This window comes from Pseudoxanthomonas kalamensis DSM 18571 (assembly GCF_010211745.1).
GTDB lineage: Bacteria > Pseudomonadota > Gammaproteobacteria > Xanthomonadales > Xanthomonadaceae > Pseudoxanthomonas_A > Pseudoxanthomonas_A kalamensis.
In genome coordinates this window covers 120,024-146,275 of record NZ_PDWQ01000006.1, presented here as the reverse complement: position 1 = coordinate 146,275, position 26,252 = coordinate 120,024, and the positions used below count along the sequence as shown (strand labels likewise).

Here is a 26,252-nt window from a genome sequence, read left to right as displayed (position 1 = left end):
GGGCGCGGCTTAAGCTAAACTGAGTCCAATGGACCAGAACCCGCCCCCGCCGCGCTCCCGTGGCATCTATCTGTTACCCAACCTGTTCACCACGGCGGGCCTGTTTGCGGGCTTCTACGCCATCATTGCCGCCGCCAACTCACAATTCGTGCACGCGGCGGTGGCGGTCTTCATCGCCGGACTGGCCGACGGCATCGACGGCCGGGTGGCGCGCCTGACAGGCACCAGCAGCGAGTTCGGCGTGCAGTACGACTCGCTGGCCGACCTGGTCAGCTTCGGCATGGCGCCGGCGTTGGTGATGTACCACTGGTCGTTGTCGGCGCTGAAGTTCGACGGCAGCGTGATGGGCCGGGTCGGTTGGGCGGTGGCCTTCCTGTACGCCGCCTGCGCGGCGCTGCGGCTGGCGCGCTTCAATACTCAGGTCGGGGTGGTCGACAAACGCTGGTTCATCGGTCTGGCCAGCCCGGCCTCGGCCGGGCTGATGATGTCCTTCGTGCTGGCTTTCGCTGACGGCAAGCTGGGCTGGAGCGGCGAGGAACTGCGTTACGTCGCGCTGGCAGTGACCCTGGTGTCGGGTCTGCTGATGGTTAGCCGGATCCGCTACTGGAGCTTCAAGGGTGCCGGTGGCGGGCCGAAGGCCGACCGGGTGCCGTTCGTGGTCCTGCTGTTGGTGCCGATCGTGCTGGCGATGCTGGTGGTGGACCCGCCACGCGTATTGTTCGTGGTCGGGGTGGTGTATGCCCTGTCCGGACCGGCGATGTGGTTGTGGCAGCGTCTGCGCAGGCCGGCGGAGCGCGCCGGGTGAGCGAGGCGATGCCGCCGCTGTGGACGGCCGAGCAGCATGGCTGGCTGGAAGCGCTGGGGCACAAGGTCTGGATCGCCGGGTCGCTGCCGGCAGCAGCGCAACAGGCGCCGGTGACCGAGGCGCACGCCGAGACGACGACCCGTGTCCGCGAAACCGCACCGCCGCCGCGTCGGGCGCCTGTGCCGCCGCCTGCCACGGACACGCCGCCGGCGAGCAACGGCTTCGGCCGCCGCCTACCGACGCGGGTGCCCGATCGCCTGCATTTCGCCCTGATCCGGGCCTCGGGCTGCAATCCTTCCGCGCCGGGCATGGCCGAGGTCATCGCCCAGTGGCCGCCTTCAGCCGAACTACGCGGCAATCCCGCTGCCAAGCGCGCGTTGTGGCCGCGGCTGCGCGCCTTGCGCAAGGTGGCCGGCACACCATGAGCGCGGTACGCAGTGCTGCGCGCGAGCCGGTATTGCGGCCAATGGGCGAATCCGACCTGGACGAGGTGATGGCCGTCGAGCAGCGCGCCTATCCGTTCCCGTGGACGCGCGGCATCTTCCGCGACTGCCTGCTGGCCGGCTATCCGGGCTGGACCCTGCGCGAGAACGGCCTGCTGATCGGCTACGGGCTGATCAGCCTGGCGGCCGGCGAGGCGCATATCCTCAACTTGTGCGTGGCGCCCGAGCGCCAGGGTCGCGGCTTGGGCCGCAAGCTGCTGCACGCGCTGCTGCAGCAGGCGCGCGAGCGCGAGGCCGAGCGGGTGTTCCTGGAGGTGCGGCCGTCGAATCCGCCGGCCATCGCCCTGTACCACGCCGAGGGCTTCAACGAGATCGGCCGGCGACCGCGCTACTACCCGGCCGAGCATGGTCGCGAGGATGCCATCGTGATGGCGATCGAACTGGTGCACGGCGAGATCGAGCGCATGCCGCCGCTTTGATGCACGTCGCCGCGCCCGCTTTCTCGAAGGAGAGGCAGGCACGATGGCGAATCAGCCCAGGCGCAGGCGCTGCGCCTGCAAGGCGTCCAGTTGGGTGCTCCAGTCGACTAGGCGCTGACGTTCCTGCTCGACCACCGCCGCCGGCACCTTGTCGGTGAATTTCGACAGCTTGGTTTCGCTCTTGAGCTTCTCGCCGGCGACCCGGGCGATCTCCTTGTCCAGGCGTGCGCGCTCGGCATCCAGATCGACCAGGCCTTCCAACGGCACCAGCAGCTTCAACTCGCCGACCACGGCGGTGGCACTGGCGGGCGCGTCGGCGCCGCCGTCCAGCCATTCGATGTTTTCCAGCTTCAGCAGGAAGCGCAACGGCGCGGCGAAACGTTCGACACGGCTGCGGTCCTCGGGGCTGCCGTCCTGCAGCAGCAGGCGGATGGTCTTGGCGGGCGACACGTTCAACTCGCTGCGCACCCGACGCAAGGCGCTGACCATGGCCTTGAGCCATTCGACACCGGCTTCGGCGCCGGCATGGTCCTGGCCGGCGAAGTCGTCCGGCTGCGGATAGCGCTGCAGCGAAATGCTGTTGCCGGCGATGCCCAGCTTCGGCGCGACCTGCCGCCAAAGCTCCTCGGTGACGAACGGCACCAGCGGGTGCAGCAGCCGCAGCAATGATTCGAGTACGTGCAGCAGGGTGTGGCGGGTCGAATCGGCCGCCGCCGCATCGTCGCCGTTCAGCGCCGGCTTGGCCAATTCGACGAACCAGTCGCAGAACTCGTTCCAGGCGAATTCGTACAGCGCCTGCGTCAGCAGGTCGAAACGGTAGGCGGCGAAGTGTTCCTGCGCCGCGGCGACCGTACGCGCCAGGCGGGCCAGGATCCACTTCTCGGCATCGGTGACCGGCCATGCCGGTGTGCCCCCATCCGCCCTGCGGGCACCTTCCCCCGCTTGCGGGGGAAGAGTTGGAAGCACGAAGCCTTCGGTGTTCATCAGCACGAAGCGGCTGGCGTTCCACAGCTTGTTGCAGAAGTTCTTGTAGCCTTCGGCGCGGCCGAGGTCGAACTTGATGTCGCGGCCGGGACCGGCCAGTGCAGCCATGGTGAAGCGCAGCGCGTCGGCGCCGTGGGCGGCGATGCCGTCGGGAAATTCCTTGCGCGTGGCCTTTTCGATTTTCTCGGCCATCTTCGGCTGCATCAGCCCGGCGGTGCGCTTGGCGACCAGCGCGTCCAGCGCGATGCCGTCAATGATGTCCAGCGGGTCGAGGATGTTGCCCTTGGACTTGGACATCTTCTGCCCGTCCTTGTCGCGGACCAAGCCGGTGATGTAGACGTCGCGGAACGGCACCTGGCCGGTCAGCCTGTCGGTCATCATCACCATGCGCGCGACCCAGAAGAAGATGATGTCGAAGCCGGTGACCAGCACGCTGGAGGGCAGGTAGTCGTCGTAGCCGCGCGCGGCCATCGCCGCTTCGTCCGGCCAGCCCAGGGTGCTGAACGGCCACAGCGCCGAGGAGAACCAGGTCTCCAGCACGTCGTTGTCACGATCATCTTCGGAAAGTTCGCCTGTGTAGCCTTGAGCCTTTGCGTTTGCGCGGGCTTCTTCGATGCTCCTGCCGACATAGGGCACACCATCACTGCCAAACCACGCCGGAATGCGGTGGCCCCACCACAGCTGGCGGCTGATGCACCAGTCCTGGATGTTCTCCATCCAGTGGCGATAGGTGTTGATCCAGTTCGGCGGCACGAATTTCACTTCGCCCGACTCGACCAGCTGCATGCCGCGCTGACCCAGCGCGTCCATCTTCACGAACCACTGGTCGGTCAGGTAGGGCTCGATCACCTGGCCGGTGCGGTCGCCGCGCGGCACCTGCAGCTTGTGCGGCTTGGCTTCGACCAGTAGATCGGCCGCTTCCAGATCGGCCAGTACGGCCTTGCGTGCGTCGTAGCGGTCCAGACCGCGATACTTTTCCGGTGCATCGTCGTTGATCGCGGCGATATCGGTGAACAGATTGATAATCGGTAGGCCGTGGCGCTGGCCGACCGCGTAGTCGTTGAAGTCGTGCGCGGGGGTGACCTTGACCACGCCGGTGCCGAAGTCGCGGTCGACGTAGTCGTCGACGATCAGCGGAATGCGGCGTCCGCTGAGCGGCAGTTCGACCGATGCGCCATGCAGCGCGGCATAGCGCGCATCGTCCGGGTGCACCATCACCGCGGTGTCGCCGAGCATCGTTTCCGGGCGGGTGGTGGCCACCACCAGGTAGTCGCGGGTTTCGCGCAGGGTCTCGTTGCCGTCGGTGTCGGTTTCGACGTGTTCGTAGCTGGCGCCGTCGGCCAGCGGATAGCGGATCGACCACAGGAAGCCGTCTTCTTCCTCGCTGACCACTTCCAGGTCGGAGATCGCGGTCTTCAGCACCGGATCCCAGTTGACCAGGCGCTGGCCGCGGTAGATCAGCCCTTCTTCGTGCAGGCGCACGAAGGCCTCGACGACCGCCCGCGACGGGCCTTCGTCCATGGTGAACACCTTGCGCGACCAGTCGCCGGAGGTGCCCAGCCGGCGCATCTGCCGTTCGATGGTGTCGCCGGATTGCTGCTTCCACTCCCAGACCTTGGCCACGAAGCCCTCGCGGCCCAGCGAGTCGCGGGTGTCGGTGGAACCGGCCAGCTTCAGGTTGCGGGTGACCACCATTTCGGTGGCGATGCCGGCGTGGTCGCTGCCGACCTGCCACAACGTGCGGTAGCCATGCATGCGGTGGTAGCGGATCAGCGCGTCCTGCAGGGTGTGCTGGAAGGCATGGCCCATGTGCAGAGTGCCGGTGACGTTCGGTGGCGGCAGCAGGATGCTGTAAGCCGGGCCGTCGCCGTGCGGTGCGAACATGCCGCCGCTTTCCCATTCGGCGTACAGGCGGGATTCGAAGGCGCCAGGTTCGTAGCTGGAGGCGAGTTGATCGGTCATCGTCGTATTCGGGAGAAATGACCCTTCCCCCGCAGGCAGGGGAGAGGGGAGATGGCTACATGTCGTATTTGTTCAGTTCCAGTCCCAGCGCCTTGTACTGCTTCCAGCGCTCGCGCAACGGTTCGCGCGCAGCCGGGTCGGCGGGGACCACTTCCAGTATCCGTTCACAGGCGCCCAGCCAGGCGTCGTCGCGCAGATTGATGACCAGTGCCCGCGACGGCGCATCGAACTCCGGCGCGGCGATCAGCACCGGGGTCAGGTCATCGTCCTCGTCGGTGCCGGCGATCTGGTGCGGCACGTAGGCCTCTTCGTCGAAGGCCCATAGCAGTTCGTCCAGTGCTTCGGCCTGGGCGGCGTCGCGCGCCAGCACCAGGGTCCACTGGTTGGCTTCGTAGGCCTTGCGCGCCAGTTCGCAGACCAGCCGCAGCGGCTCTTCCAGAAAGCGCGGCTTGGCGATCAGGTAGAAGTCGGCGCGGGGCATAGAAGGCAGGGGCGAGTGGGGAGGAGTGAGAAGCGAGTGGGAGCAGTGCTTTGCTCACTCCTCACCTCACTGCGCTCACTTCTCGACGCGGTCCAGCAGCCACTGGCTCAACAGGCCGACCGGTCGGCCGGTAGCCATGCCGTTCTTGCCCTGGCCGTTGGCGACGCCGGCGATGTCCAGATGCGCCCAGCGCTGATCCTCGGCGAAGCGCGACAGGAAGCAGCCGGCGGTGATGGCGCCGGCCCAGCGGCCGCCGATGTTGTAGACGTCGGCGAAGGTCGAGCTGAGCAGGGTCTGGTATTCGTCCCACAGCGGCAGGCGCCAGGCGCGGTCGAACACGTGCTCGCCGGCGGCCAGCAGTTCGCCGGCCAGGTCGTCGTGCTTGCTCATCAGGCCGGTGGCGTAGTGGCCCAGGGCGACGATGCAGGCGCCGGTCAGGGTGGCCACGTCGATCAGGGCCTTGGGCTGGAAGCGTTCGGCGTAGGTCAGTGCGTCGCACAGGATCAGCCGGCCCTCGGCATCGGTGTTGCCGACCTCGATGGTCTTGCCGGACATGCTGGTGATCACGTCGGAGGGGCGGTAGGCGTTGCCGTCGATGGCGTTTTCCACCGCCGGCACGATCGCGATCAGGTTGATTGGCAGCTTCATCCGCACCGCGGCGACGAAGGTGCCCAGCACGGTGGCGCCGCCGCACATGTCGTACTTCATTTCCTCGATGCCGCCCTGAGTCTTCAGGTTGACGCCGCCGGTGTCGAAGGTGATGCCCTTGCCGACCAGCACGTAGGGCTTGCCGCTGTCGCCGGCGTCCTTCAGGCCGCTCCACTTCAGCACCACCAGGTGCGGGCGGTTGGCCGAACCGCGGGCCACGGCCAGCAGCGAACCCATGCCCAGCGCTTCCATCTGTGCCTCGTCGAGGATCTCGGCCTCGGCGCCGTTGGCTTCGGCGAAGCTGCGCGACTGTTCGGCGATGTAGGCCGGGTTGCAGATGTTCGGCGGCAGGTTGCCCAAGTCGCGGGCGAACTTGACGCCGTCGGCGATGGCTTCGCCCTGGGCCAGCGCGGTCGCGTCGTCGCCGGCGATGGCCAGGCGGGTCAGGCCGGGTTCGTCGGCCTTTTTCTTGCCCAGGGTGGCGGTGTAGCGGTAGCTGGCATGGTCGGCGGCGGCCACGGCTTGGCGGATGTTCCAGGCGGCGTCGCGTCCCTTCACCTGCAGTTCGGCGAGGGTGAACAGCGCCGAGGCCGCCGGGCCGGACTTCAGCGCGCGGACCGCGTCAGCCACCGACTTGAGGTATTGCGGCACGCCGAACTTGGCCGGTTCGCCCAGCCCGATCACCAGCACGCGCGCCGCGGCGACGCCGGGCAGGTCGTGCAGCAGGGTGGTCCTGCCGGTCTTGCCGTCGATGTCGCCGCGCTCCAGCAGGGCCGACAGGCGACCGCCGCTGGCGTCGTCGAGGGCGCGACCGGCGGCGGTCAGGCTCTTGTCGGCGAACGCGCCGATGACGATGCAGTCGAAGCCGGCGGCAGCCGGGGCGTCTTGGTTCAGCACGAATTCCAGGGTCATTGCGCAGATTTCCGAGTCATAGGGTGGCCAGATACGTACAATCGCCTCTTCCCGGCACCTGCCTTCCTGGCGACGCGAAGGCGGATCCCAGGCGGGCGGAACGTTCCGGCGACCTGCGAAAAGAACCTGAAATTATAAGACAAGACCCATGTCGAGGCTGGATCGCCACCTGTTGCGGGATTTCACCCAGAGCTTCCTGGCCACCTTGATGGTGCTGCTGGTGGTCAGCCTGGGCGGGGTGATGGCCGACCTGCTGGGCAAGATCGCCGAAGGCCGCATCCCGGCCACCCTGATGCTGTCCCAGCTGGGGCTGCAGCTGCTCAACTACCTGCCGCTGATCCTGCCGATGGCGCTGATGCTGGGGCTGATGCTGGCCTTCGCCCGCATGTACCGCGATTCGGAGATGCCGGTGCTGGCCTCGGTCGGGGTCGGGCCGGGGCGGTTGCTGCGGCCGTTGCTGGCGGTGGTGCTGCCGGTGGTGGTGGTGGTCGGGCTGCTGTCGCTGTGGCTGGGCCCGTGGGCGCAGCGGACCGGGCAGGAGATGATCGCCAACGCCAACAAGAGCCTGGTGGTCGCGGGTTTCGACGCCGGCAAGTTCACCACCCTGCCCAACGGCAGCGTGATCTACGTGGGCGGGATCTCCGGGGAAGGCACCCACATCGAACGGGTGTTCGTGCAGCGGCAGACTGAGGACCGGCTGGACGTGGTCACCGCACAGGGCGGCGACATGTTCTTCGAAGGCGATACCGACCGCTACCTGCGGTTGAACAAGGGTTTCCGGGTCGAAGGCCCGCTGGACGACGGCCTGGACTACCGGCTGATGCGTTTCGCCCAGAACGAACTGGCGTTGCCGGATCGCGAGGACGTGCGCGATGCCACCGACCCGGAAATGCTGCCGACACCGGCATTGCTGGGCGATCCGCGCCCGGAAGCCAATGCCCAGCTGCATGCGCGCATCACTCCGCCGCTGCTGGCGCTGGCCTTCGCACTGCTGGCGCTGCCGTTGGCGCGCAGCCTGCCGCGGCAAGGGCGCTATGGCCGGATCATGCTGGGATTCATGGGCTATCTGGTCGGCACGCTGCTGATGATCAACGGTACCCAGGCGCTGGCCGACGGCAAGTTGCCGCCCGCGGCCGGCCTGTGGTGGCTGAGCCTGCCGCTGCTGGCGCTGGCGGTGTGGTGGTATGCGCATGACGGCCGGTTGTCGCGACCGCGCGGCAAGGCGGCGACATGATCCGCCTGCGCCCAAACCTTCATGATCTGTACGTCGGCCGGGTGGTGCTGGGCACCGTGCTGCTGGTCTGGGCAGTGCTGCTGGGTCTGGATGTCATGCTTGGTCTGGCCGACCAGGCCGAGGACATCGGCCAGGGCGGTTACAGCTTCGGCCACGCGGTGGCCTGGGTGGCCTACACGGTGCCGCGCCGCGCCTACATACTGTTTCCGACCGCGGCGGTGATCGGTGCCCTGATGGGGCTGGGGCAGATGGCCGCCAGTTCCGAACTGACCGCCTTGCGCGCGCTGGGCCTGTCGCGCAAGCGATTGAGCGTGTCGGTGGCGGTGGCGCTGGCCCTGCTGACCGGGCTGATGGTGGTGAGCATGGAAACGGTCGGCGTATGGGGCCAGCAGCAGGCCATCGCGCTGAAGGCCACCGCGCGCAGCGGCGATGTGGCAGTGGCCCGCTATTCCGGCCTGTGGGCGCGCGAAGGCAACGTGTTCCTGAACGCGCAGAATGGCGAAGAGCGCCTGGACGACGGCAAGCAGTGGCTGCAGTTGCGCGACGTGCGCCTGTACGAAGTGGCCGACGACGGCCGCCTGCAGTCGATCGCCCACGCCGCCACCGCCGACCACATCGACGGCAACTGGCGCTTGAACGACGTGGTCCGCACGACCTTCCACGAGCGTTCGGCCAGCCGCGAGCGGATCGACAGCGAGCGCTGGGAGTCGAAACTGGACGTGGCCTCGCTGGCGGCGGGGCTGACCAATCCGCGCTACATGAGCGCCCGCGATCTGGCGCGCAGCATCGACTACCGCAAGCGCAACGAGCTGGATGCGCGCGAATACGAAGACAACTACTGGAGCCGCTGGTTCTATCCGCTGAATGTGCTGGCGTTGTGCCTGGCGGCGATTCCGTTCGCCTTCGGCAACCTGCGCAGCGGCGGACTGGGCAAGCGGCTGTTCCTGGGCATCGTGTTCGCGCTGGCCTTCTGGGTGCTGCAGTTGCAGTTCAGCCGGCTGGCGGCGGCATTCAAGTTCGACTTCCGCATCGCCTATGCGCTGCCGCCGATCCTGATGCTGTCGATCTCGGCCTGGCTGTTCCGGCGGCGCAGCAGTTGACCGGAATGAAGAAGTCTTGCTTGCTGTTTTTGGCGTTGCTCGCTGGCGCTGTGCATGCGCACGAAGACCGGATTCTTACCCTGCAACCGGACGGCAATATCCCGGAGATCCCTGCCTCGTTTGGTTCCGTCTTTTTAAGCATCTCGGGTCTTGACGGCAGTGCACCTAGTGTTCGATTTCATGCCGGCATGCACGTGAACGATCTTCCGACGTGCGCAGCCCGATACATTCGTTCGAAGTCGAAGAGTGATGTGCAGATTACAGGGTCCTGGCATCACGACGAATCAAGCCTGCCGTATTACATCTATATCCAATTCCGTGATCCTGGATATACCCAGGACAAGTCATTCAATTCGAGTGTGAACATGCTGTTCAATCTTCGGACGGCAGAGCTTATGGAATTCAAACGGTTTGAGGCGAGCCGTTCTGGCAAGAGTGGTCGATCCTTTGATATCAAGCTCCCTGAAAACTGCAAAATCCAAGAGCATTCGCCATAACCCACGTGGTATTCGAGTCAATGTTGGTGATGTGGGATATATGACTGCACGGCGATGTGTTGGAGAAGTGGTGGTTAGGAAGTCCTCTTCGGTACCCGGATCAGGCGTGTCCCGCTGAAACGGTCGTGCCACGTCAAACGATCGCGATCCAGCCACGCCCACCAGAATCCGATCCCGGCCAGCAGCAGCGACAGGGTGGCGACCGCGTAGCGCAGCCACAGTGATTTGAGGCTGGCCGTGCCGCCGTCGACCGACCTGACCGCGAGCCGCCACGGACGCATGCCCAGCGTCTGTCCACCGCGCCGCCAGCTGAGCGTGGCGTACACGCCGGCCACGCCCCAGCAGCTCAGCCACAGCAGCCATTGCAGGGCACTGAAGGGGGCGATGTTTTCGCGATCGGCGTGGTGGCCTAGAAAGGTGAAACCCAGGGTGAAGGCCAGCGAGACCAGCATCCACAGGGCCAGTACCGGCCACAGGTCGTACAGCAGCGCCAGCAGGCGCCAGCCGATCAGGGCGCGGGGCCGTTGCGCGGGCGGGGCAGCGTTTTCCATCGCGAAAGGATAGCCGCTGGAGCATGCACTAAGCTTGCCGGATGAGCGCCCGCAGTCCCGCCGACCGTCGCCAGCAGATGATGCGCCTGCCCGAGTTGGGCGACGCCGACGCGCGCCAGATCGAGGCGTTCCTCGATGCCTTCTGGGCCGAGAACGGCCTGTCGCCAGCTACCCTGGCCAGCTACCGGCGCGACCTGGAAGGCGTCGCGCGCTGGCGCAATGGTCAAGACGGCGGCCTGGCCGGCGCCGACCGCGCGGCGCTGTTCGAATACCTGCGCTGGCGCACCGAACAGGGCTACTCGCCGCGCAGCACGGCGCGGCTGCTGTCGGTACTGCGTGCGTATTACGGCTGGTGCGTTCGCCGTGGCGCACGTGGCGACGATCCGACCGCGCTGCTGGAGCCGCCGAAGTTGCCGCGTTCGCTGCCCAAGGCGCTGTCGGAGAGCCAGATCGAGGCGCTGTTGGCCGCGCCGGACACGGACACTCCGCTGGGCCTGCGCGATCGGGCGATGCTCGAACTGATGTACGCCGCCGGCCTGCGCGTCAGCGAACTGGTCAACCTGCCGTCCACGGCCGTCAACCTGCGCCAGGGCGTGCTGCGGGTCACCGGCAAGGGCAGCAAGGAGCGGCTGGTGCCGCTGGGCGAGGAATCGCAGCACTGGTTGCAGCGTTACCTGGAGCAGTCACGGCCACAGCTGCTGGGCAAGCGGCCTGCCGAGTCGCTGTTCGTCGGTGTCGATGGCCAGGCGCCGAGCCGACAGCAGTTCTGGGTGCTGGTCAAGCGCCATGCCGGCGCGGTCGGGATCGACCCGGCCAGGGTCAGTCCGCACGGCCTGCGCCACAGCTTCGCCACCCATCTGCTGAACCACGGCGCCGATCTGCGCGCGCTGCAGATGCTGTTGGGCCACAGCTCGCTGTCGACCACCCAGATCTACACCCTGGTCGCCCGCGAACAACTGCGGCACCTGCACGCCAAACACCACCCGAGGGGGTGAGCCCAAGCTGCTTGCGCGGCATGCCGCGCGGCTTGGGCGAACGCCCGGCGCGCTGCGCCGGGCCGGGAGAGTTGTCGCAAGTTGCGTCATTGCGAGGCGAAGAGGCGAGAATCTTTCGCCAACGCATGCGGCATGCCGCGATCATGGCGAACGCCCGGCCATGGATGGCCGGGCCGGACGATTCGTGCGAATCTGAATCGCCACCGCTGGGCGGAAGCCGGTCTTCAGCCGGTCTGTGCGAGAATTCCCGTCTTCCAAGGACTCCAGAACCGCCGCCCGCAAGGGTGGCCGCATTCCGATGAATTCCATGCTTCGCGCGATCCTTGCTGCCCTGGTGGGCGGCCTCAGCCTTTCCGCTTGCGCCCAGGCGCCGCAATCCGCCGCCGCTACGGCGGTGACCGCAGCGGCATCGCCGGCGGATGCCGCTGCCGCGGAGAAGAACGCGCGCGAGGCCCTGAAGGCCATCAATCCGGAGCTGGAAGTCGATTACGTCGGTCCGGCGCCGTTCGCCGGCTTCCGCGAGGTCGTCGTCACCGGCCAGCTGGTCTACGTCAGCGACGACGGCAATTACCTGATGCAGGGCAGCGTGCTGGACGTGGCCAACCGGATGGACGCGGCCCAGGCCAGCGTGGGCCTGGCCAACTACCGCAAGCAGCTGATCGACAGCATTCCGCACGGCGAGCGGATCGTGTTCGCGCCGCCGAACCCGGTCTACACGATCAGCGTGTTCACCGACGTCGAATGCGGCTACTGCCGCAAGCTGCACGAGCAGATCGCCGACTACAACAAGCAGGGCATCGCGGTGGAATACCTGGCCTACCCGCGCATGGGTCTGGGCAGTGAGGACCACAAGAAGATGATCGCGGTGTGGTGCGCGGCCGACCCGAAGCTTGCCATGACCGAGGCCAAGGCCGGGCACAAGCTCGCGACTGGTGGCAAGGAATGCACCAATCCGGTGAGCAAGGAGTACGACATCGGCCAGCGTGTCGGCGTCAACGGCACGCCGGCCATCTTCAACGCCGAAGGCTACCAAGTGGGTGGCTACCTGCCGCCGGAGCAGTTGCGCGCCGCGCTGGACAAGCTGGCGGCGGGACGGGACGCGCCGGCGGGGGCCAGATAAGCCTGCATACGGGCCGCGATCCGATCCTTGGGCGAAGGCGCGGCTGCGGCTGCGCAGTTGCGGGCGCAAAACCCCTACAATAAGCAGCCTTTCCCTGCGGTCTGCCCCACGGTTCCGGACATGATCGTCCTCGAAGGCCAGCCGGCCTTGTCGCCCTTCCGCCGCGAGCGGATCGAAAACACGCTGCAATCCCGCCTTGCCGGCGTCCGCATTCGCGGCGCGTGGCATGTGTACTTCATCGACCCCGAACCCGGCACGACGCCCGACGAAGCCGCCTTGCGCCGCATTCTGCAGGCCGCCGACGCGCCGGCCGCGCTGTCCGACGGCGCGGTGTCGCGCTTCGTGGTGCCGCGGCTGGGCACGCTGTCGCCGTGGGCCAGCAAGGCCACCGAACTGCTGCGCGGCGCCGGATTGCCGATCCGCCGCGTCGAACGCGGTACCCGGATCGATCTGGAAGGCTGGGACGACGGCTCGACGGCGCTGGCGCGCGCGTTGCATGATCCGATGACGCAATCGCTGCTGTCCGCCCGCGAGCAGGCCGACGCGCTGTTCCGCACGCCGCAACGCGGTGCGCTGGAGCGCATCCCGCTGGACGCACTGGAAGCCGCCAATGCGCGGCTGGGCCTGGCGCTGGCGGCCGACGAGATCGACTACCTGCGCCAGCGTTACGGCGAGCTGGGCCGCGATCCGGCCGACGTCGAGCTGATGATGTTCGCGCAGGCCAATTCCGAGCATTGCCGGCACAAGATATTCAACGCCAGCTGGACGCTGGACGGCAAGGACCAGCCGCATTCGCTGTTCCGCATGATCAAGCATACCCACGCGAAGACGCCGCAGCACACGCTGAGCGCCTACAGCGATAACGCGGCCGTGCTGGAAGGCTATCCGGCGGCACGCTTCCGCCCCGATTCCGATGGCGTGTACCGCAGCGAACCGGTACGGGAGTCGGCGTTCTGCATCAAGGTGGAGACGCACAACCATCCGACCGCGATCGCGCCGTTCCCCGGCGCGTCGACTGGCGCCGGCGGCGAGATCCGCGACGAAGGCGCCACCGGCCGTGGCGGCAAGCCGAAGGCCGGCCTGTGCGGATTCTCGGTGTCGCACCTGCGCATTCCGACCCTGCCGCAGCCGTGGGAGGCGCCGCGTGCGTTGAACCCACGCATGGCCCCGGCGCTGGAGATCATGCTGGACGGTCCGCTGGGCGCGGCGGCGTTCAACAACGAATTCGGCCGGCCCAACCTGCTCGGCTATTTTCGCAGTTTCGAACTGGATGCGGGCAGCAATCTGGCGCGCGCCTACGACAAGCCGATCATGCTGGCCGGCGGGCTCGGCGCGATCGACCGCGTGCAGGTGGAGAAGCGCCGGTTGTCCGACGGCGACGCGGTGATCGTGCTCGGTGGCCCGGCCATGCTGATCGGTCTGGGCGGCGGCGCGGCCAGTTCGGTGGCTTCCGGCGACAGCGCCGAGGATCTGGATTTCGCCAGCGTGCAGCGCGACAACCCGGAGATGGAGCGGCGCTGTCAGGAAGTGATCGACCGCTGCGTGGCGCTGGGCGAGGACAACCCGATCCTGTGGTTCCACGATGTCGGCGCCGGCGGCCTGTCCAATGCCATTCCCGAACTGCTGCACGATTCCGGCGTCGGCGGGGTGATCGATCTGGACCAGGTGCCCAGCGACGATCCCTCGCTGTCGCCGATGCAGCTGTGGTGCAACGAGTCGCAGGAACGCTACGTGCTGGGCGTGCCGCAGGTGCGACTGGCCGAATTCCGCGCCCTGTGCGAGCGCGAACGCTGCCCGTGCGCAGTGGTCGGCACGGCCACCGCGGAGGAGCGGCTGGTGGTCGGGTATGGTGCGCGCGTCGGCGCCATTCCCGCAGACGCCGCGATCGACCTGCCGATGGATGTGCTGTTCGGCAAACCGCCGAAGATGCATCGCGACACCCGTCACCCGGCACCGCCGGCCTGGCCCGAACTCGGCACCGACGGCATCGACCTGCATGCAGCCGGCCTGCGCGTGCTGGCGCACCCGACGGTGGCGGCCAAGCAGTTCCTGATCACCATCGGCGACCGCAGCGTCGGTGGCCTGAGCGCGCGCGACCAGCTGGTCGGTCCGTGGCAGATGCCGGTGGCCGATTGCGCGATCACCCTGTCCGGTTTCGACGGCGTCGCCGGCGAAGCGATGGCGATCGGCGAGCGTACCCCGCTGGCTCTGCTGGATGCGGCGGCGGCGGCGCGGATGGCGGTCGGCGAAGCGATCACCAACCTGTGCGCGGCGCCGGTAGCGTCGCTGGAGCGGGTCAAGCTGTCGGCCAACTGGATGGCGGCCGCCGGCCACGACGGCGAGGACGCGCTGCTGTTCGATGCGGTCAGGGCGGTCGGCATGGAACTGTGCCCGCAGATCGACCTCAGCATCCCGGTCGGCAAGGATTCGTTGTCGATGCAGGCGCAGTGGCAGGCCGACGGTGCGGCGCGCAAGTCGGTGTCGCCGGTGTCGCTGGTGGTCAGCGCCTTCGCTCCGGTCGAGGACGTGCGCACGCAGCTGACCCCGCTGCTGTCGCGCGAGGACGACAGCGAGCTGTGGTTGATTGGCCTGGGCGCGGGCAAGAAGCGGTTGGGCGGTTCGGTGCTGGCACAGGTGTATCCGGATCAAGGCGGCGACGCGCTGCCGGCGTTCGCCGGCGAGGTGCCCGATCTCGACGATCCGCAGCGCCTGCGCGCGTTCTTCGAACTGATCCGCGATGCCCGCAAGGCCGGTCTGCTGCTGGCCTATCACGATCGCAGCGACGGCGGTGCCTTCGCCGCCCTGTGCGAGATGGCCTTCGCCTCTCATCTGGGCCTGGAGATCAATCTGGACGGCTGGGGCGACGACCCGTTCCGCACCTTGTTCGCCGAGGAGCTGGGCGCGGTGGTGCAGATCGCCGACGAGGACCGCGCCGCGTTTGCCGACCTGGTCGAGCGACATGCGTTGACCGAGTGCGCGCAGCGCATCGCGCGCCCGACCACGGCGGCGCGTGTGAACGTGTCGCAGCAGGGCAGGACGCTGGCCGAATGGCGCTGGGAGGAACTGTTCGACGCCTGGTGGTCGGTCACCCATGCCATGCAGAAGCTGCGCGACAATCCCGAATCGGCCGACCAGGAGTTTGCCGCCACGCGCGAGTTCTCCGCGCCGGGACTGAAGCCGAAGCTGTCGTTCGACCCGGACGAGGACATCGCCGCGCCCTATCTGCATCTGCCGGCGAAACCGCGGGTGGCGATCCTGCGCGAGCAAGGCGTCAACGGCCAGATCGAGATGGCGCAGGCCTTCACCCGCGCCGGATTCGAGGCGGTCGACGTGCACATGAGCGACCTGATCGCCGGACGCATCGCGCTGGACGGCTTCCGCGGCCTGGCCGCCTGCGGTGGTTTCAGCTACGGCGACGTGCTTGGCGCGGGCCGCGGCTGGGCGACCTCGATCCTGGAGCGCGCCGCGTTGCGCGATGCCTTCGCCGCCTTCTTCGCCCGCCAGGACACGTTTTCGCTCGGCGTGTGCAATGGTTGCCAGATGATGAGTCAGCTGCGCGAGATCATCCCCGGTGCGACGCACTGGCCGGGTTTCCGCCGTAACCGCAGCGAGCAGTTCGAGGCGCGGCTGTCGCTGCTGGAAGTCGCCGAATCGCCGTCGCTGCTGCTCCGAGGGATGGCGGGTTCGCGCATTCCGGTGGCGGTGGCGCACGGCGAGGGGCGGGCCGAATTCGATGCCGGGCAGGACGCCGGTGCGGCGGTGGTCGCGTTGCGCTACCTGGGCAACGACGGCGAGCCGGCCCGCGACTATCCGGCCAATCCGAACGGGTCGCACGCCAGCATCGCCGGCCTGTGCAGCGACGACGGCCGCGCCACCATCCTGATGCCGCACCCCGAGCGCACCCTGGTTGCGGCCAATTTCAGCTGGCATCCGGACGAGTGGGGCGACGATTCGCCATGGTTGCGGATGTTCCGCAATGCACGACTCTGGTGCGGATGATTTCGCGCGCGACGCGTAGTCATCCTTGTGAAGGGCGAATGAAGCCGTTGCGATCGCAACGGCTTTTTTCATCACATGTCGATTTGACCGATTGCGTTCACCGAATCCGGTAGCCGATTGTTTTCATTCCACAAGCCGACATGCGTTTGTCTGACGACATTCACCATTCGCATGCGTTCGACTGACATGTATGACGCAACGCTTCTTGACGTTGCATTTTGCTCCGGTTAAGAGTTGTTTCAAGACGCACGATGCGCTGCTGTTCGCCATCACGGCAAGGATGAATGTGATGTTCGAATCACAAATTCTTGCAGCCCGCTTATTCGTGACGCTCGAAAAACCTCAGGGGGATCGCATGGCAGCGACTTGGCCGTGCGGTGGGTTCTTTTGTCCAAAACCTGCCCAACTTTTGAGGAGTACGACGTCGATGAATCGGATTTATCGCAAGGTCTGGAACAAGTCCCTGGGTCTGTGGACCGTGGCTTCCGAACTGGCCAGTGGCGACAGTTGCGGGCAGGTCGCCACCCGGCAACAGGTCATCGACGGCCGTCGCGGCAGTCTGCTGTCGCTGTCCATTGCCATGGCGTGTGCAATCGCGGTCGGCATTCCGCTGTCGGCGTCGGCGCAGTCGGTCGAAGTCGGTGGCAACGAGAACTGCATCGTGCTCGGCGGCAGCATCCTCGACCAGTGCGTGGTCGACGGCAACGCCGTTGCCTCCGGCGCCAACGCGGTCGCGATCGGCGCGCACAGCGCCGCCTCGGGCGATCAGAGCGTGGCGGTGGGTCAGAACGCGACGGCGGTGGAAGTGGGCTCGAGCGCGTTTGGCGAAGGAGCGCAGGCCGAAGGGGCGTATGCGACGGCGACCGGCGCCGAGTCGGTGGCGGTGGGCCTGCAGGCCACGGCGAACGGGTTCCGTGCCGAGGCCACGGGCGATGCGTCGACGGCGGTGGGTGGTTACAGCCTGGCCAGCGGGTTCGGCGACTCGGCGTTCGGCTACGGGGCCTCGGCCACCGGCGGAACGGACACGGCGCTGGGCTTTGGTGCAGCGGCCAGCGGCGGCGACGCGACGGCGCTGGGCTCGAACGCGATTGCCAGCGGCTACAACAGCGTGGCGGTGGGCGGTGCGTTCTTCGGGTTCATCCCGACCGAGGCCTCGGGTGATTACAGCGTGGCGGTCGGTGGCGGCGCCTGGGCGCCGGGGACCAACGCCACGGCGGTGGGCAACTTCGCCACGGCGTTCGGCGAGAACAGTCTGGCGCTGGGCGGCGATGCGACGGCCGAGGCCGATGGCAGCGTGGCGCTGGGCCAGGGCTCGTACGCGGACCGCGAGAACACGGTGTCGGTGGGCGATGTGGGCAGCGAGCGCCAGATCACCAACGTGGCGGCGGGCACGGAGGACACCGATGCGGTGAACGTGTCGCAGCTGAACGAGGTGGCGGCGGTGGCGGAGAACACGGACAAGTACTTCCAGGCCTCGGGCAGCGCGGACAGCGATGCGGGGGCGTACGTGGAAGGCGACAACGCGACGGCGGCAGGTGAGGCGACCAACGCGATCGGCGCCGGCGCATCGGCGTACGGCAGCGGCGCCAACGCACTGGCCGACAACGCCACCGCGGTGGGGTTCAATGCGCTGGCAGTCGGGCAGAACAGCGCGGCCTTCGGCAACAATGCGCAGGCACTCGGCCCGGCGGCGGTGGCGGTCGGTGGCGCGGCGGTTGACGACAACGGCGACCCGCTGATCGTCGATGCCGGCGGCAATCCGATCGACACTGGCGCCACCAGCGCCGGCGTCGGTGGAACCGCGGTCGGCGCCAGCGCCAATGCAGACGGTTTTGCGGCCTCGGCTTTCGGCGTCGGCGCCTATGCCGGCGGCGCGCAATCTTCGGCCTTCGGCGCGGTCGCTAATGCCATCGGCGACTACAGCACGGCGATCGGCACGCAGAGCGTGGCCAGTGGCAGCAGCAGCGTGGCGGTGGGTGGACCGGCCGATCTGATTCCGGGGTTCGGCTTCTTCGTCTCCACCCAGGCCAGCGGCGAGAGCGCTTCTGCCTTCGGTGCGGGCGCCATCGCCACCGGCGACTACAGCACGGCCAGCGGCGCGCTCAGCGAAGCGGACGGTATCGAAAGCACGGCACTGGGTTACTTCGCCTATGCGCCCGCCGACGCTGCCAGCGCATTGGGCGCCGAGTCCTGGGCCAGTGGCGACTACAGCACGGCAGTCGGCTTCTACAGCACCAGCTTCGGAGCCGACAGCGTGGCATTGGGCGCCTACGCCACGGCCGAGGCCGACAACAGCGTCGCGATCGGCGCTGGCTCGTATGCGGATCGCGCCGACACGGTGTCGGTAGGCGATGTGGGCAGCGAGCGCCAGATCACGAACGTGGCGGCGGGCACGGAGGACACCGATGCGGTGAACGTGTCGCAGCTGAACGAGGTGGCGGCGGTGGCGGAGAACACCGACAAGTACTTCCAGGCCGACGGCAGCGGCAACGACGGGGCGGAAGCCAGCGGCAGTCGTGCGGTCGCTTCCGGTTCGTCGGCCACGGCCAGTGGCAACCGCAGTACCGCGATGGGCGCTGCCAGCCTGGCCGCGGGCAATGGTGCCACCGCGATCGGCGCCGACAGCCAGGCACGCGGCAGCAATAGCGTGGCGCTGGGCCGCAGCGCGTCGGCGACGACCAACAACGGCGTGGCGATCGGCAACACGGCCTATGTCACCGGCAACAACGGGGTGGCGATCGGCCTCAATGCCGGCGCCTCGGGCGCGCATGCGCTGGCGATGGGCAACAACGCCGTGGCCAGCGGTCGCGATTCGGTCGCGTTCGGCCGCACCGCCAACGCCAGTGGGCGCGATTCGATGGCGATGGGCGTCGGTGCGCAATCGATGGCGGCCAACAGCGTGGCCCTGGGCGCCAATTCGTATGCCGATCGCGCCAACACGGTCTCGGTGGGCGACGTGGGCAGCGAGCGCCAGATCGTCAACGTGGCGGCGGCCACGCGCGATACCGATGCGGTGAACCTCGCCCAGCTGAATGCCGTCGCCGACAGTGTCGGCGGGCTAACCGACAGTGCTGTCATGTACGACGGCAGCGACAAGGACAGTATCACCTTGGGCGGTAGCGAGGGCACCACGATCGGCAATCTGGCGGCCGGTGCGGTCGCCGCAAGCAGTACCGATGCAGTGAACGGCGGCCAGTTGTATGCCGCCCTCGACAGCACCGCGGCGGCACTCGGCGGTGGCGCCGGGATTACCGCCTTCGGCACCCTGTCGCCGCCGACCTACGTAATCCAGGGCGCCAGCTACGTCAGCGTGGGCGATGCGCTGACCGCGCTGGACACCTCGGTCACCGACCTCGACCAGCGCCTGAGCGCCATCGAGGGCACTTCCGCATCGACGAGCTCGTCGCGAACGACAGCAGCCAATACGACCCGCAGCAGCGAGGCGACGGCCGCTACGGCCGAAGCAGATGCGGATCCGGCGGGCGGTTCCCCGCAGGGCGCGGTCGCTGCAGCCGGCGCTGCACCGCAGGTGGCCGCAGCCGCCGATACGGTGAGCGCCAGCACCTTGGAAGAGGCCAGGGCCTACGCCGACAACACCGCGACCGAAACCCTGACCGCGGCCCGCGCCTACACCGATGCCCGGGTGAACGCCTGGGAAGACAGTCTGGCCAGCTTCCAGGGCGAGGTGGATCGTCGCTTCAGCGAGCAGGATCGCCGCATCGATCGCCAGGGCGCGATGGGCGCGGCCATGCTGAACATGGCGACCAGCGCCGCCGGCATCCGCACGCAGAACCGGCTGGGCGTCGGCATCGGCTTCCAGGGCGGTGAAAGCGCGTTGTCGGTCGGCTTCCAGCGTGCGATCAGCGATCGCGCGACGGTGACCATTGGTGGCGCGTTCAGCGGCGACGACTCGTCGGTCGGTATCGGCGCCGGCTTCGGCTGGTAACGGCATCAACAGCCATGTCCGTGCGGCAACACTGCGCGGGCATGGCTGCGGATTTGATGGTGGCGCGCATGCAAACCCTTGCGTCATCGGTACGGGATGCGACGCGGTGCGTCGTGGTTGCAGGCCGGGTGCAGCACAGGCTTCGGGTCACGGGGCCGGAAGGGACCGGTTGGGTTCAGGAAGACATCCACTTTTCAGCGAGGAACTATTGATGAAAATGCTTCGTAACAGTGTGTTGGCCACCGTGGTCATCGGCGTGCTTTCGGCCACGCCGGCATTCGCGGCCAAACCGACGTTTACCCGCGCCGACCCACCCCGGGTCAACCTTGGCGGCATCGAAGGCAACCAGATGTTCGGCCGCTTCATCGTGACCTATCGCGATGGCAGCACCAGCAAGAACAACCGGACCGCGATCACCCGCAACAGCAATACTGCGCTGACCCGTGCCGGTCTGGCCGGCCGCACCAATCCGGCGAGCGCCAGCTACATGCGCAAGCTGGCCACCGGTTCCGACCTGATCCGCCTGTCGCGCAAGCTGGACCGGGCCGAAGCCGAAGCCTTCATGCGCCAGATCGCCGCCGATCCCAACGTGGCCAGCGTGTCGCTGGACGTGCTGCGTCGTCCGGTCCGCGACATCCAGGCACCAGCCGCGCTGAAGCCGATGACTTTCGATCCCAGCGACACCTATTACGGCAACTACCAGTGGCACCTGAAGGCGCCCGATGGCGCGACCACGGCGGAAGGCAATGCCAACGATGGCGGCTCCAACGTCAACAATGCCTGGGATCTGGCCGATGGCAATGGCATTGTCATCGCCGTGCTCGATACCGGCATTACCTCGCATGTCGATATCGACACCTCACTGGCCGATGCCGGCTACGATTTCATCACCGACAGCTTCGTTTCCGGCCGGGCAACGGATGGTCGCGTGCCGGGCGGCTGGGATCTGGGCGACTGGACGACCGAGGAGCCCTGGCTGAGCGAGTGTACCGATGCATTCAATCCGCCGAGCGAGAGTTCCTGGCACGGCACCCATGTGGCCAGCACCGCCGGCGCCGAGCTGACCGACAATGCGCTGGGCATGGCCGGCATCGCCTACAACGCCAAGATCCTGCCAGTGCGCGTGCTCGGCCATTGCGGCGGTTACGACAGCGACATCAATGACGCCATCGTCTGGTCGGCGGGCGGGCACGTGGACGGCGTGCCGGACAATGCCAACCCGGCGCAGGTCATCAACCTGAGCCTGGGCGGCGGCGGCAGCTGTCCTGCCAGCGATCCGCAGGCGCAGGCCATCGCCATGGCCAACTCGCTGGGTGCGGTGGTCGTGGTTTCGGCCGGCAACAGCGGCGCCGACGCGGCCAATTATTCGCCGGCCAGCTGTCCGGGCGCGGTCACCGTTGCGTCTACCGGCATCACCAGTCGGCGTGCCTATTATTCGAACTATGGCGCCACGGTGGAGATCGCCGCGCCGGGCGGCGGCATCTACGCCAATGACGGCAGTTCCGGCACGGTGATCAACGATGGCTTCGTCTGGCAGGCGCTCAACAGCGGCACGACCACGCCGGTTGAGAATGCGACCGGCTACAGCGGTTATGCCGGCACTTCGCAGGCTGCGCCGCATGTCAGCGGCGTGGTCGCGTTGATGCAGGGCGCTCGTCTCGATGCCGGCCTGCCGCTGCTGACCCCGGATGAGGTGCTGAGCATCCTGCAGAGCACCGCGCATGCGCCGAGCGTGACTCCGCCGTCCAACCGTGCGATCGGTGCCGGTATCGTCGATGCCGCGGCAGCGGTGACAAAGGCGATCGAGCCACCGTGCACCGAGGATTGCGGCCCGACCGCCATCCCGCTGACCAACAAGGTAGTGGTGTCCGGCCTCAGCGGTGCGGCCGGTAGCGAGGCGCTGTACAGCTTCGATGCCGCGGCCGGGGCCAAGCTGACCATCATGACCTACGGCGGCAGTGGCGACGTGTCGGTCTATGTCGCCCTGGATCGTGAGCCGACCACCAGCGACTACGACGCCAAGTCGACCCGCCGAGGCAACAGCGAGACGGTCCGCGTCAACCGTCCCACAGCAGGCACCTACTACATCAAGCTGGTCGGTGCCGGCGCCTACAGCGGTGTCAGCCTGGTCGCACGCCAGTAATCGTCAGGACGCATCGTCTGGACTCCGGCTTCTCCGCCGGAGTCCAGATGCTGGCCGATCAACCGTGCCGCAGTCGCAACCGGCAAGCTGTTAAAGTCGGGATTCCCTCCCGGAGCAGTCCGTGAACGCGGCCATCCCCAACGTACAGACCGAATCCGATGTGGCCGAACAGATCGTGGCTGCATTGCTGGCCAAGGGGCGGCTGAAAGAGGCCGATCTGGCCCGCGTCCGGCGCCTGCAGGACGAAGCCGGTGGCGATCCCTTGTCGCTGCTGTCGCGTCTGGGTCTGGTGTCCGAACGCGACCACGCCGAGGCCTGTGCCGAGGTGCTCGGCCTGCCGCTGCGCAGCCTGCGCGAGATGCCGGAACTGCCGCCCGATACCGAAGATGGCGCCGGTTTGCCTGCGTTGTCGGCGCGCTTCATGCGCCAGTTCCACCTGTGCGTGACCGGCCGCGATGGCGACGCCGTCGACGTCTGGATGGCCGATCCGCACGACGGCTACGCCCTCGACGCCCTGCGCATGGCCAGCGGCTGCACGCTGCGCCCAGCGGTGGGCCTGCGTTCGGAAATCGACGACCTGATCGAACGCTGGTACGGGCAGGGCCGCAGCGCGATGGGCGCCATCATCGAGAGCGCCGACGGCGAAATCGCCGGCGTCGACAGCGACGACGTCGAACACCTGCGCGACCTGGCCTCCGAAGCGCCGGTCATCCGCCTGGTCAACCTGATCATCCAGCGTGCGGTCGAGCAGCGCGCGTCCGACATCCACATCGAGCCGTTCGAGAACCGACTGAAGGTGCGCTATCGCATCGACGGCGTGCTGGAAGAAGGCGAAAGTCCGCCGGCCAATCTGACCGCGGCGGTGATCAGCCGGATCAAGATCATGGCGCGCTTGAACATCGCCGAACGCCGGCTGCCGCAGGACGGCCGCATCCAGTTGCGGGTGCAGGGTCGCGAGCTGGACCTGCGCGTGTCCAGCATGCCCACCGCGCACGGCGAAAGCGTGGTCATGCGCCTGCTGGACCGCGAAACCGTGGTGTTCGACTTCCGCAAGCTCGGCTTCACCGACGCATTGCTGCCGCAGTTCCGCAAGGTGCTGGAGCAGCCGCACGGCATCCTGCTGGTCACCGGCCCCACTGGCTCGGGCAAGACCACCACGCTGTACACCGCGCTGGGCAAGCTCAACACGCCGGGGGTGAAGATCATCACCGTCGAGGACCCGGTCGAATACCAGATCGAAGGCATCAACCAGATCCAGGTCAAGCCGCAGATCGGACTGGATTTCGCCAGCGCCCTGCGCAGCATCGTGCGCCAGGACCCGGACATCATCATGATCGGCGAAATGCGCGACCTGGAAACTGCGCGCATCGCCATCCAGTCCGCGCTGACCGGCCACCTGGTGCTGTCCACGCTGCACACCAACAACGCCGCCGGCGGCATCACCCGCATGCTGGACATGGGAGTGGAAGATTACCTGCTGACTTCCACCGTCAACGGCATCCTCGCGCAGCGGCTGGTGCGGCGGCTGGAACCGGTCCATGCCGAAAAATACCCGGCCTCGCCCGAGGAGATCGACAAGTTCGGCCTGCGCCGGCTGCAACCGCAGGGCGAGATATTCCTGTATCGGCCCAAACCTTCGCCGCTATCGGCCACCGGCTATCTGGGCCGCACCACCATCATGGAATTCCTGGTGATGGGCGACGAACTGCGCCGCGCGGTGATGCGCCACGCCGGCATGGGCGAAATCGAAGCCCTGGCCCGCCAATCCGGCATGCGCACCATGTACGAAGACGGCATCGCCAAGGCCCTGGCCGGCGAGACCACCATCGAGGAAGTGCTTAGGGTGACTGAAAATTCCGAATAGAATAAAAATCACATTTAATCGCGAAAAATAACTTTACATCCATACCTCGAACTGGTAATTAAGTATGGTTCAAGAATAATTAGATAATAAATTTATTTATATTTTTATTGCAGTAGTGTAGAGAATAGTAGCAAGGAAAATACTTCTTTAGGCCGCATTAGTCATATCAAACGCCTAGTGCTTGACTGACAAAGTTTGATGATGGATTGGAGTATATGCATGTATATTTTTAAATACACGAATCCGTTTCACTCCAACCTTCGATTACTACATAAGTATGTGTTTGGGGTGATTATTTTTTCGATTTCGATATTATCTTTTGCTCAAACTCCGAGCTATGGAGTTCATGAGAAAGCAATAGAAAGACTTAGTGAGGCGAGGACTGTCGCGCCCATCAAGGTCGACGGAATGTTTGGTGACAGATTGAGTCTTTATAACGGAAGCGTCGAATTTAATGCGGTAGATATTTCCATTCCCGGAAACTCGTCCTTGCCTGTGGAGTTGCGCAGAAACTTCTCTGTCGTTGATAGGAGAGAGACTACGAGTGTCACTTGGTTCGATCATTTTGGCGGTTTCTCAGAATGGGACTTGGATATCCCCTACCTGTCTGGGACATTTGCAGCATCTACGGGATGGCAGGTTAGTGGATCTTCTCCAAATTCCAGATGCAGCGTTACTAATGCGCCGCCATCGCAAACATATTTTGCTTCTTATCAATACTGGAACGGCTATCAGCTTCATTTGCCGGGGCAGGGTGACAGGACAATGTTGAAGAAAGTCTCTGATTCTCCATTGCCGTCTCCCACGAGCGGAGGCCCATATCCTTGGATTACAAAAGATTTTTGGCAGATCGGGTGCAAATCTTCAACGAGTAATGGCTATCCGGGAGAGGCATTTATTGCAGTATCTCCGAATGGAGTCAAATACACGCTTGATCATGTGATAAGCATTACAAATTCATCTTCCAAAACGTACACGGGTAGCGTTCAAAGGGTTCTTTCCAGAGTTTCCGTATATTTTGTTGCGACCAAAATCGAAGACAGATATGGAAATTGGGTAAGCTTCTCCTGGTCCGGCAACAGGTTGACTGGAATAGCATCGAATGATGGCCGGCAGATAACGATTTCATATGACTCTAGTAATCGAATTGTTTCAGCGGCCTCTTCTATTGGAGTGTGGACATATGGATACCTAAATGGGCGCTTGTCTTCTGTAACTTTTCCGGATGGTAGCAAATGGACTTATGCGGCCACTGGAAAGTTAAATATTATGGGAGCTGAGGGACTTCCATTTGACGACTTTGATAACAACTGTCCGGAGAATCTGGATGGGGTTGGAGGTGTATTTGCCTACACGGTAACGCACCCATCTGGCGCACAAGGGTATTTTTCATTTGTAGGGATGCGACACCATAGAAGCAATACCCCGAAATATTGTGAAAAACCCAGCTCTCAATATGAGTATTTGCTGATTCCAAATTATTCCGACAATTTCACATTAGTTAGCAAAACTGTCAGTGGTCCAGGGGTGTCCAATTTGACTTGGTCCTATTCCTATGGAGATGGTGCTCCAGATACGTTTGCAAACGACTGCACATTTCCTGGGCCACTATGTCCCCAGACGAAGTTTCAGATTGTGAATGGCCCGGATGGAAAATGGGAAAGATATGAATATGGAATAGTATATGGAGTTAATGAAGGTCAGTTGCTAAAAAGTGAAGTTGGAGCTGGGCCAAGTAATATACTTGAGATTCGATCAAACACATACATTTCGAATTCTTCGGCAAGTGCGCAGGTTTTTCCAGAGCGAATCGGAAATGAGGTTAGATCATATGCCGATTCGTTCGCTAGTTCAAAGCTGCGGCCAGTATTAAACGCACGGACGAATATTCAAGGAATGGATTTAATGTGGAGCGTGGACTCATGCGGTGCGCAATACTGTTTTGATGTTTTTTCAAGGCCAACCAAGATTACAAAATCCAGTTCGCCATCCCCATAAGTTTGATATGCGACGTGCACAACCCATTCGGGCTTGAACATTAGGTGGTGTAATGAGAAGGATAGATCTTCTGGCAGCTCTAATGCTTATG

General features: G+C 65.5%; 17 protein-coding genes. 13 read left to right on the top strand and 4 right to left on the bottom strand.

Annotated features, from left to right (window positions below; all coding sequences use genetic code 11):
* Window positions 1–28: 28 nt before the first annotated feature.
* From pssA to rimI, 3 genes are read left to right on the top strand one after another with little or no spacing between them, the layout of a single operon-like run.
* Entirely contained in the window at window positions 29–805 is a 777-nt protein-coding gene (pssA, locus tag CSC70_RS12590) for a CDP-diacylglycerol--serine O-phosphatidyltransferase (RefSeq protein ID WP_162456987.1), read from the top strand.
* Window positions 802–1,230: a hypothetical protein gene (locus CSC70_RS12585; protein ID WP_425501584.1), complete on the top strand. Its 429-nt coding sequence runs from the start codon at window positions 802–804 to the stop codon at window positions 1,228–1,230. Before pssA ends, CSC70_RS12585 begins: the two co-directional genes overlap by 4 nt.
* A complete protein-coding gene (gene rimI / locus CSC70_RS12580) occupies window positions 1,227–1,727 on the top strand; it encodes a ribosomal protein S18-alanine N-acetyltransferase (RefSeq protein ID WP_162456986.1) in 501 nt (166 codons plus the stop codon). The genes CSC70_RS12585 and rimI overlap by 4 nt, the downstream gene beginning before the upstream one ends.
* Window positions 1,728–1,778: 51 nt before the next feature.
* On the opposite strand, the gene CSC70_RS12575 is transcribed toward rimI, so the two are convergent.
* The 3 genes from CSC70_RS12575 to CSC70_RS12565 all read right to left on the bottom strand — a co-directional run bounded on the left by CSC70_RS12575 (window position 1,779) and on the right by CSC70_RS12565 (window position 6,714).
* The gene (locus CSC70_RS12575; RefSeq protein WP_425501585.1) at window positions 1,779–4,595 is read right to left on the bottom strand and encodes a valine--tRNA ligase; all 2,817 of its coding nucleotides are present in this window, start codon (window positions 4,593–4,595) and stop codon (window positions 1,779–1,781) included.
* A gap of 133 nt (window positions 4,596–4,728) precedes the next feature.
* Entirely contained in the window at window positions 4,729–5,154 is a 426-nt protein-coding gene (locus CSC70_RS12570) for a DNA polymerase III subunit chi (protein WP_162456984.1), read from the bottom strand.
* Window positions 5,155–5,229: 75 nt separating this feature from the next.
* Window positions 5,230–6,714: a leucyl aminopeptidase gene (locus tag CSC70_RS12565; protein WP_162456983.1), complete on the bottom strand. Its 1,485-nt coding sequence runs from the start codon at window positions 6,712–6,714 to the stop codon at window positions 5,230–5,232.
* Window positions 6,715–6,862: 148 nt separating this feature from the next.
* Here CSC70_RS12565 and lptF point away from each other — a divergent pair, with 148 nt between their 5' ends.
* Genes lptF through CSC70_RS12550 form a run of 3 tightly spaced genes read left to right on the top strand, consistent with a single transcriptional unit; the run spans window position 6,863 to window position 9,545 of the window.
* Window positions 6,863–7,948: an LPS export ABC transporter permease LptF gene (gene lptF / locus CSC70_RS12560; protein WP_162456982.1), complete on the top strand. Its 1,086-nt coding sequence runs from the start codon at window positions 6,863–6,865 to the stop codon at window positions 7,946–7,948.
* On the top strand, window positions 7,945–9,048 hold the full coding sequence (gene lptG, locus CSC70_RS12555) for an LPS export ABC transporter permease LptG (RefSeq protein ID WP_211369486.1): 1,104 nt from the start codon (window positions 7,945–7,947) through the stop codon (window positions 9,046–9,048). Before lptF ends, lptG begins: the two co-directional genes overlap by 4 nt.
* A gap of 5 nt (window positions 9,049–9,053) precedes the next feature.
* The gene (locus tag CSC70_RS12550) at window positions 9,054–9,545 is read left to right on the top strand and encodes a hypothetical protein (protein WP_162456981.1); all 492 of its coding nucleotides are present in this window, start codon (window positions 9,054–9,056) and stop codon (window positions 9,543–9,545) included.
* A 74-nt stretch (window positions 9,546–9,619) separates the two neighbouring features.
* Here the strand turns inward: CSC70_RS12550 and CSC70_RS12545 are convergent, their stop codons facing one another.
* Window positions 9,620–10,096, bottom strand: coding sequence for an RDD family protein (locus tag CSC70_RS12545; protein WP_162456980.1), 477 nt, complete (start codon window positions 10,094–10,096; stop codon window positions 9,620–9,622).
* Window positions 10,097–10,137: 41 nt separating this feature from the next.
* On the opposite strand from CSC70_RS12545, the gene xerD reads away from it, so the two are divergent.
* The 7 genes from xerD to CSC70_RS12510 all read left to right on the top strand — a co-directional run bounded on the left by xerD (window position 10,138) and on the right by CSC70_RS12510 (window position 26,161).
* Window positions 10,138–11,091 (top strand): site-specific tyrosine recombinase XerD, encoded by a 954-nt coding sequence (xerD, locus tag CSC70_RS12540; RefSeq protein ID WP_162456979.1) that lies wholly within the window; start codon window positions 10,138–10,140, stop codon window positions 11,089–11,091.
* A gap of 307 nt (window positions 11,092–11,398) precedes the next feature.
* On the top strand, window positions 11,399–12,211 hold the full coding sequence (locus CSC70_RS12535; RefSeq protein WP_162456978.1) for a DsbC family protein: 813 nt from the start codon (window positions 11,399–11,401) through the stop codon (window positions 12,209–12,211).
* Between the two features lie 120 nt (window positions 12,212–12,331).
* Window positions 12,332–16,210, top strand: coding sequence for a phosphoribosylformylglycinamidine synthase (purL, locus tag CSC70_RS12530; RefSeq protein WP_162456977.1), 3,879 nt, complete (start codon window positions 12,332–12,334; stop codon window positions 16,208–16,210).
* 427 nt (window positions 16,211–16,637) lie between these two features.
* Window positions 16,638–20,156: an ESPR-type extended signal peptide-containing protein gene (locus CSC70_RS12525; RefSeq protein ID WP_162456976.1), complete on the top strand. Its 3,519-nt coding sequence runs from the start codon at window positions 16,638–16,640 to the stop codon at window positions 20,154–20,156.
* A 211-nt stretch (window positions 20,157–20,367) separates the two neighbouring features.
* On the top strand, window positions 20,368–22,299 hold the full coding sequence (locus CSC70_RS12520) for a S8 family peptidase (protein WP_162456975.1): 1,932 nt from the start codon (window positions 20,368–20,370) through the stop codon (window positions 22,297–22,299).
* A gap of 121 nt (window positions 22,300–22,420) precedes the next feature.
* A complete protein-coding gene (gene gspE, locus CSC70_RS12515; RefSeq protein WP_162456974.1) occupies window positions 22,421–24,163 on the top strand; it encodes a type II secretion system ATPase GspE in 1,743 nt (580 codons plus the stop codon).
* Window positions 24,164–24,382: 219 nt separating this feature from the next.
* Window positions 24,383–26,161: a hypothetical protein gene (locus CSC70_RS12510; RefSeq protein ID WP_162456973.1), complete on the top strand. Its 1,779-nt coding sequence runs from the start codon at window positions 24,383–24,385 to the stop codon at window positions 26,159–26,161.
* The last annotated feature ends 91 nt before the right edge of the window (window positions 26,162–26,252 follow it).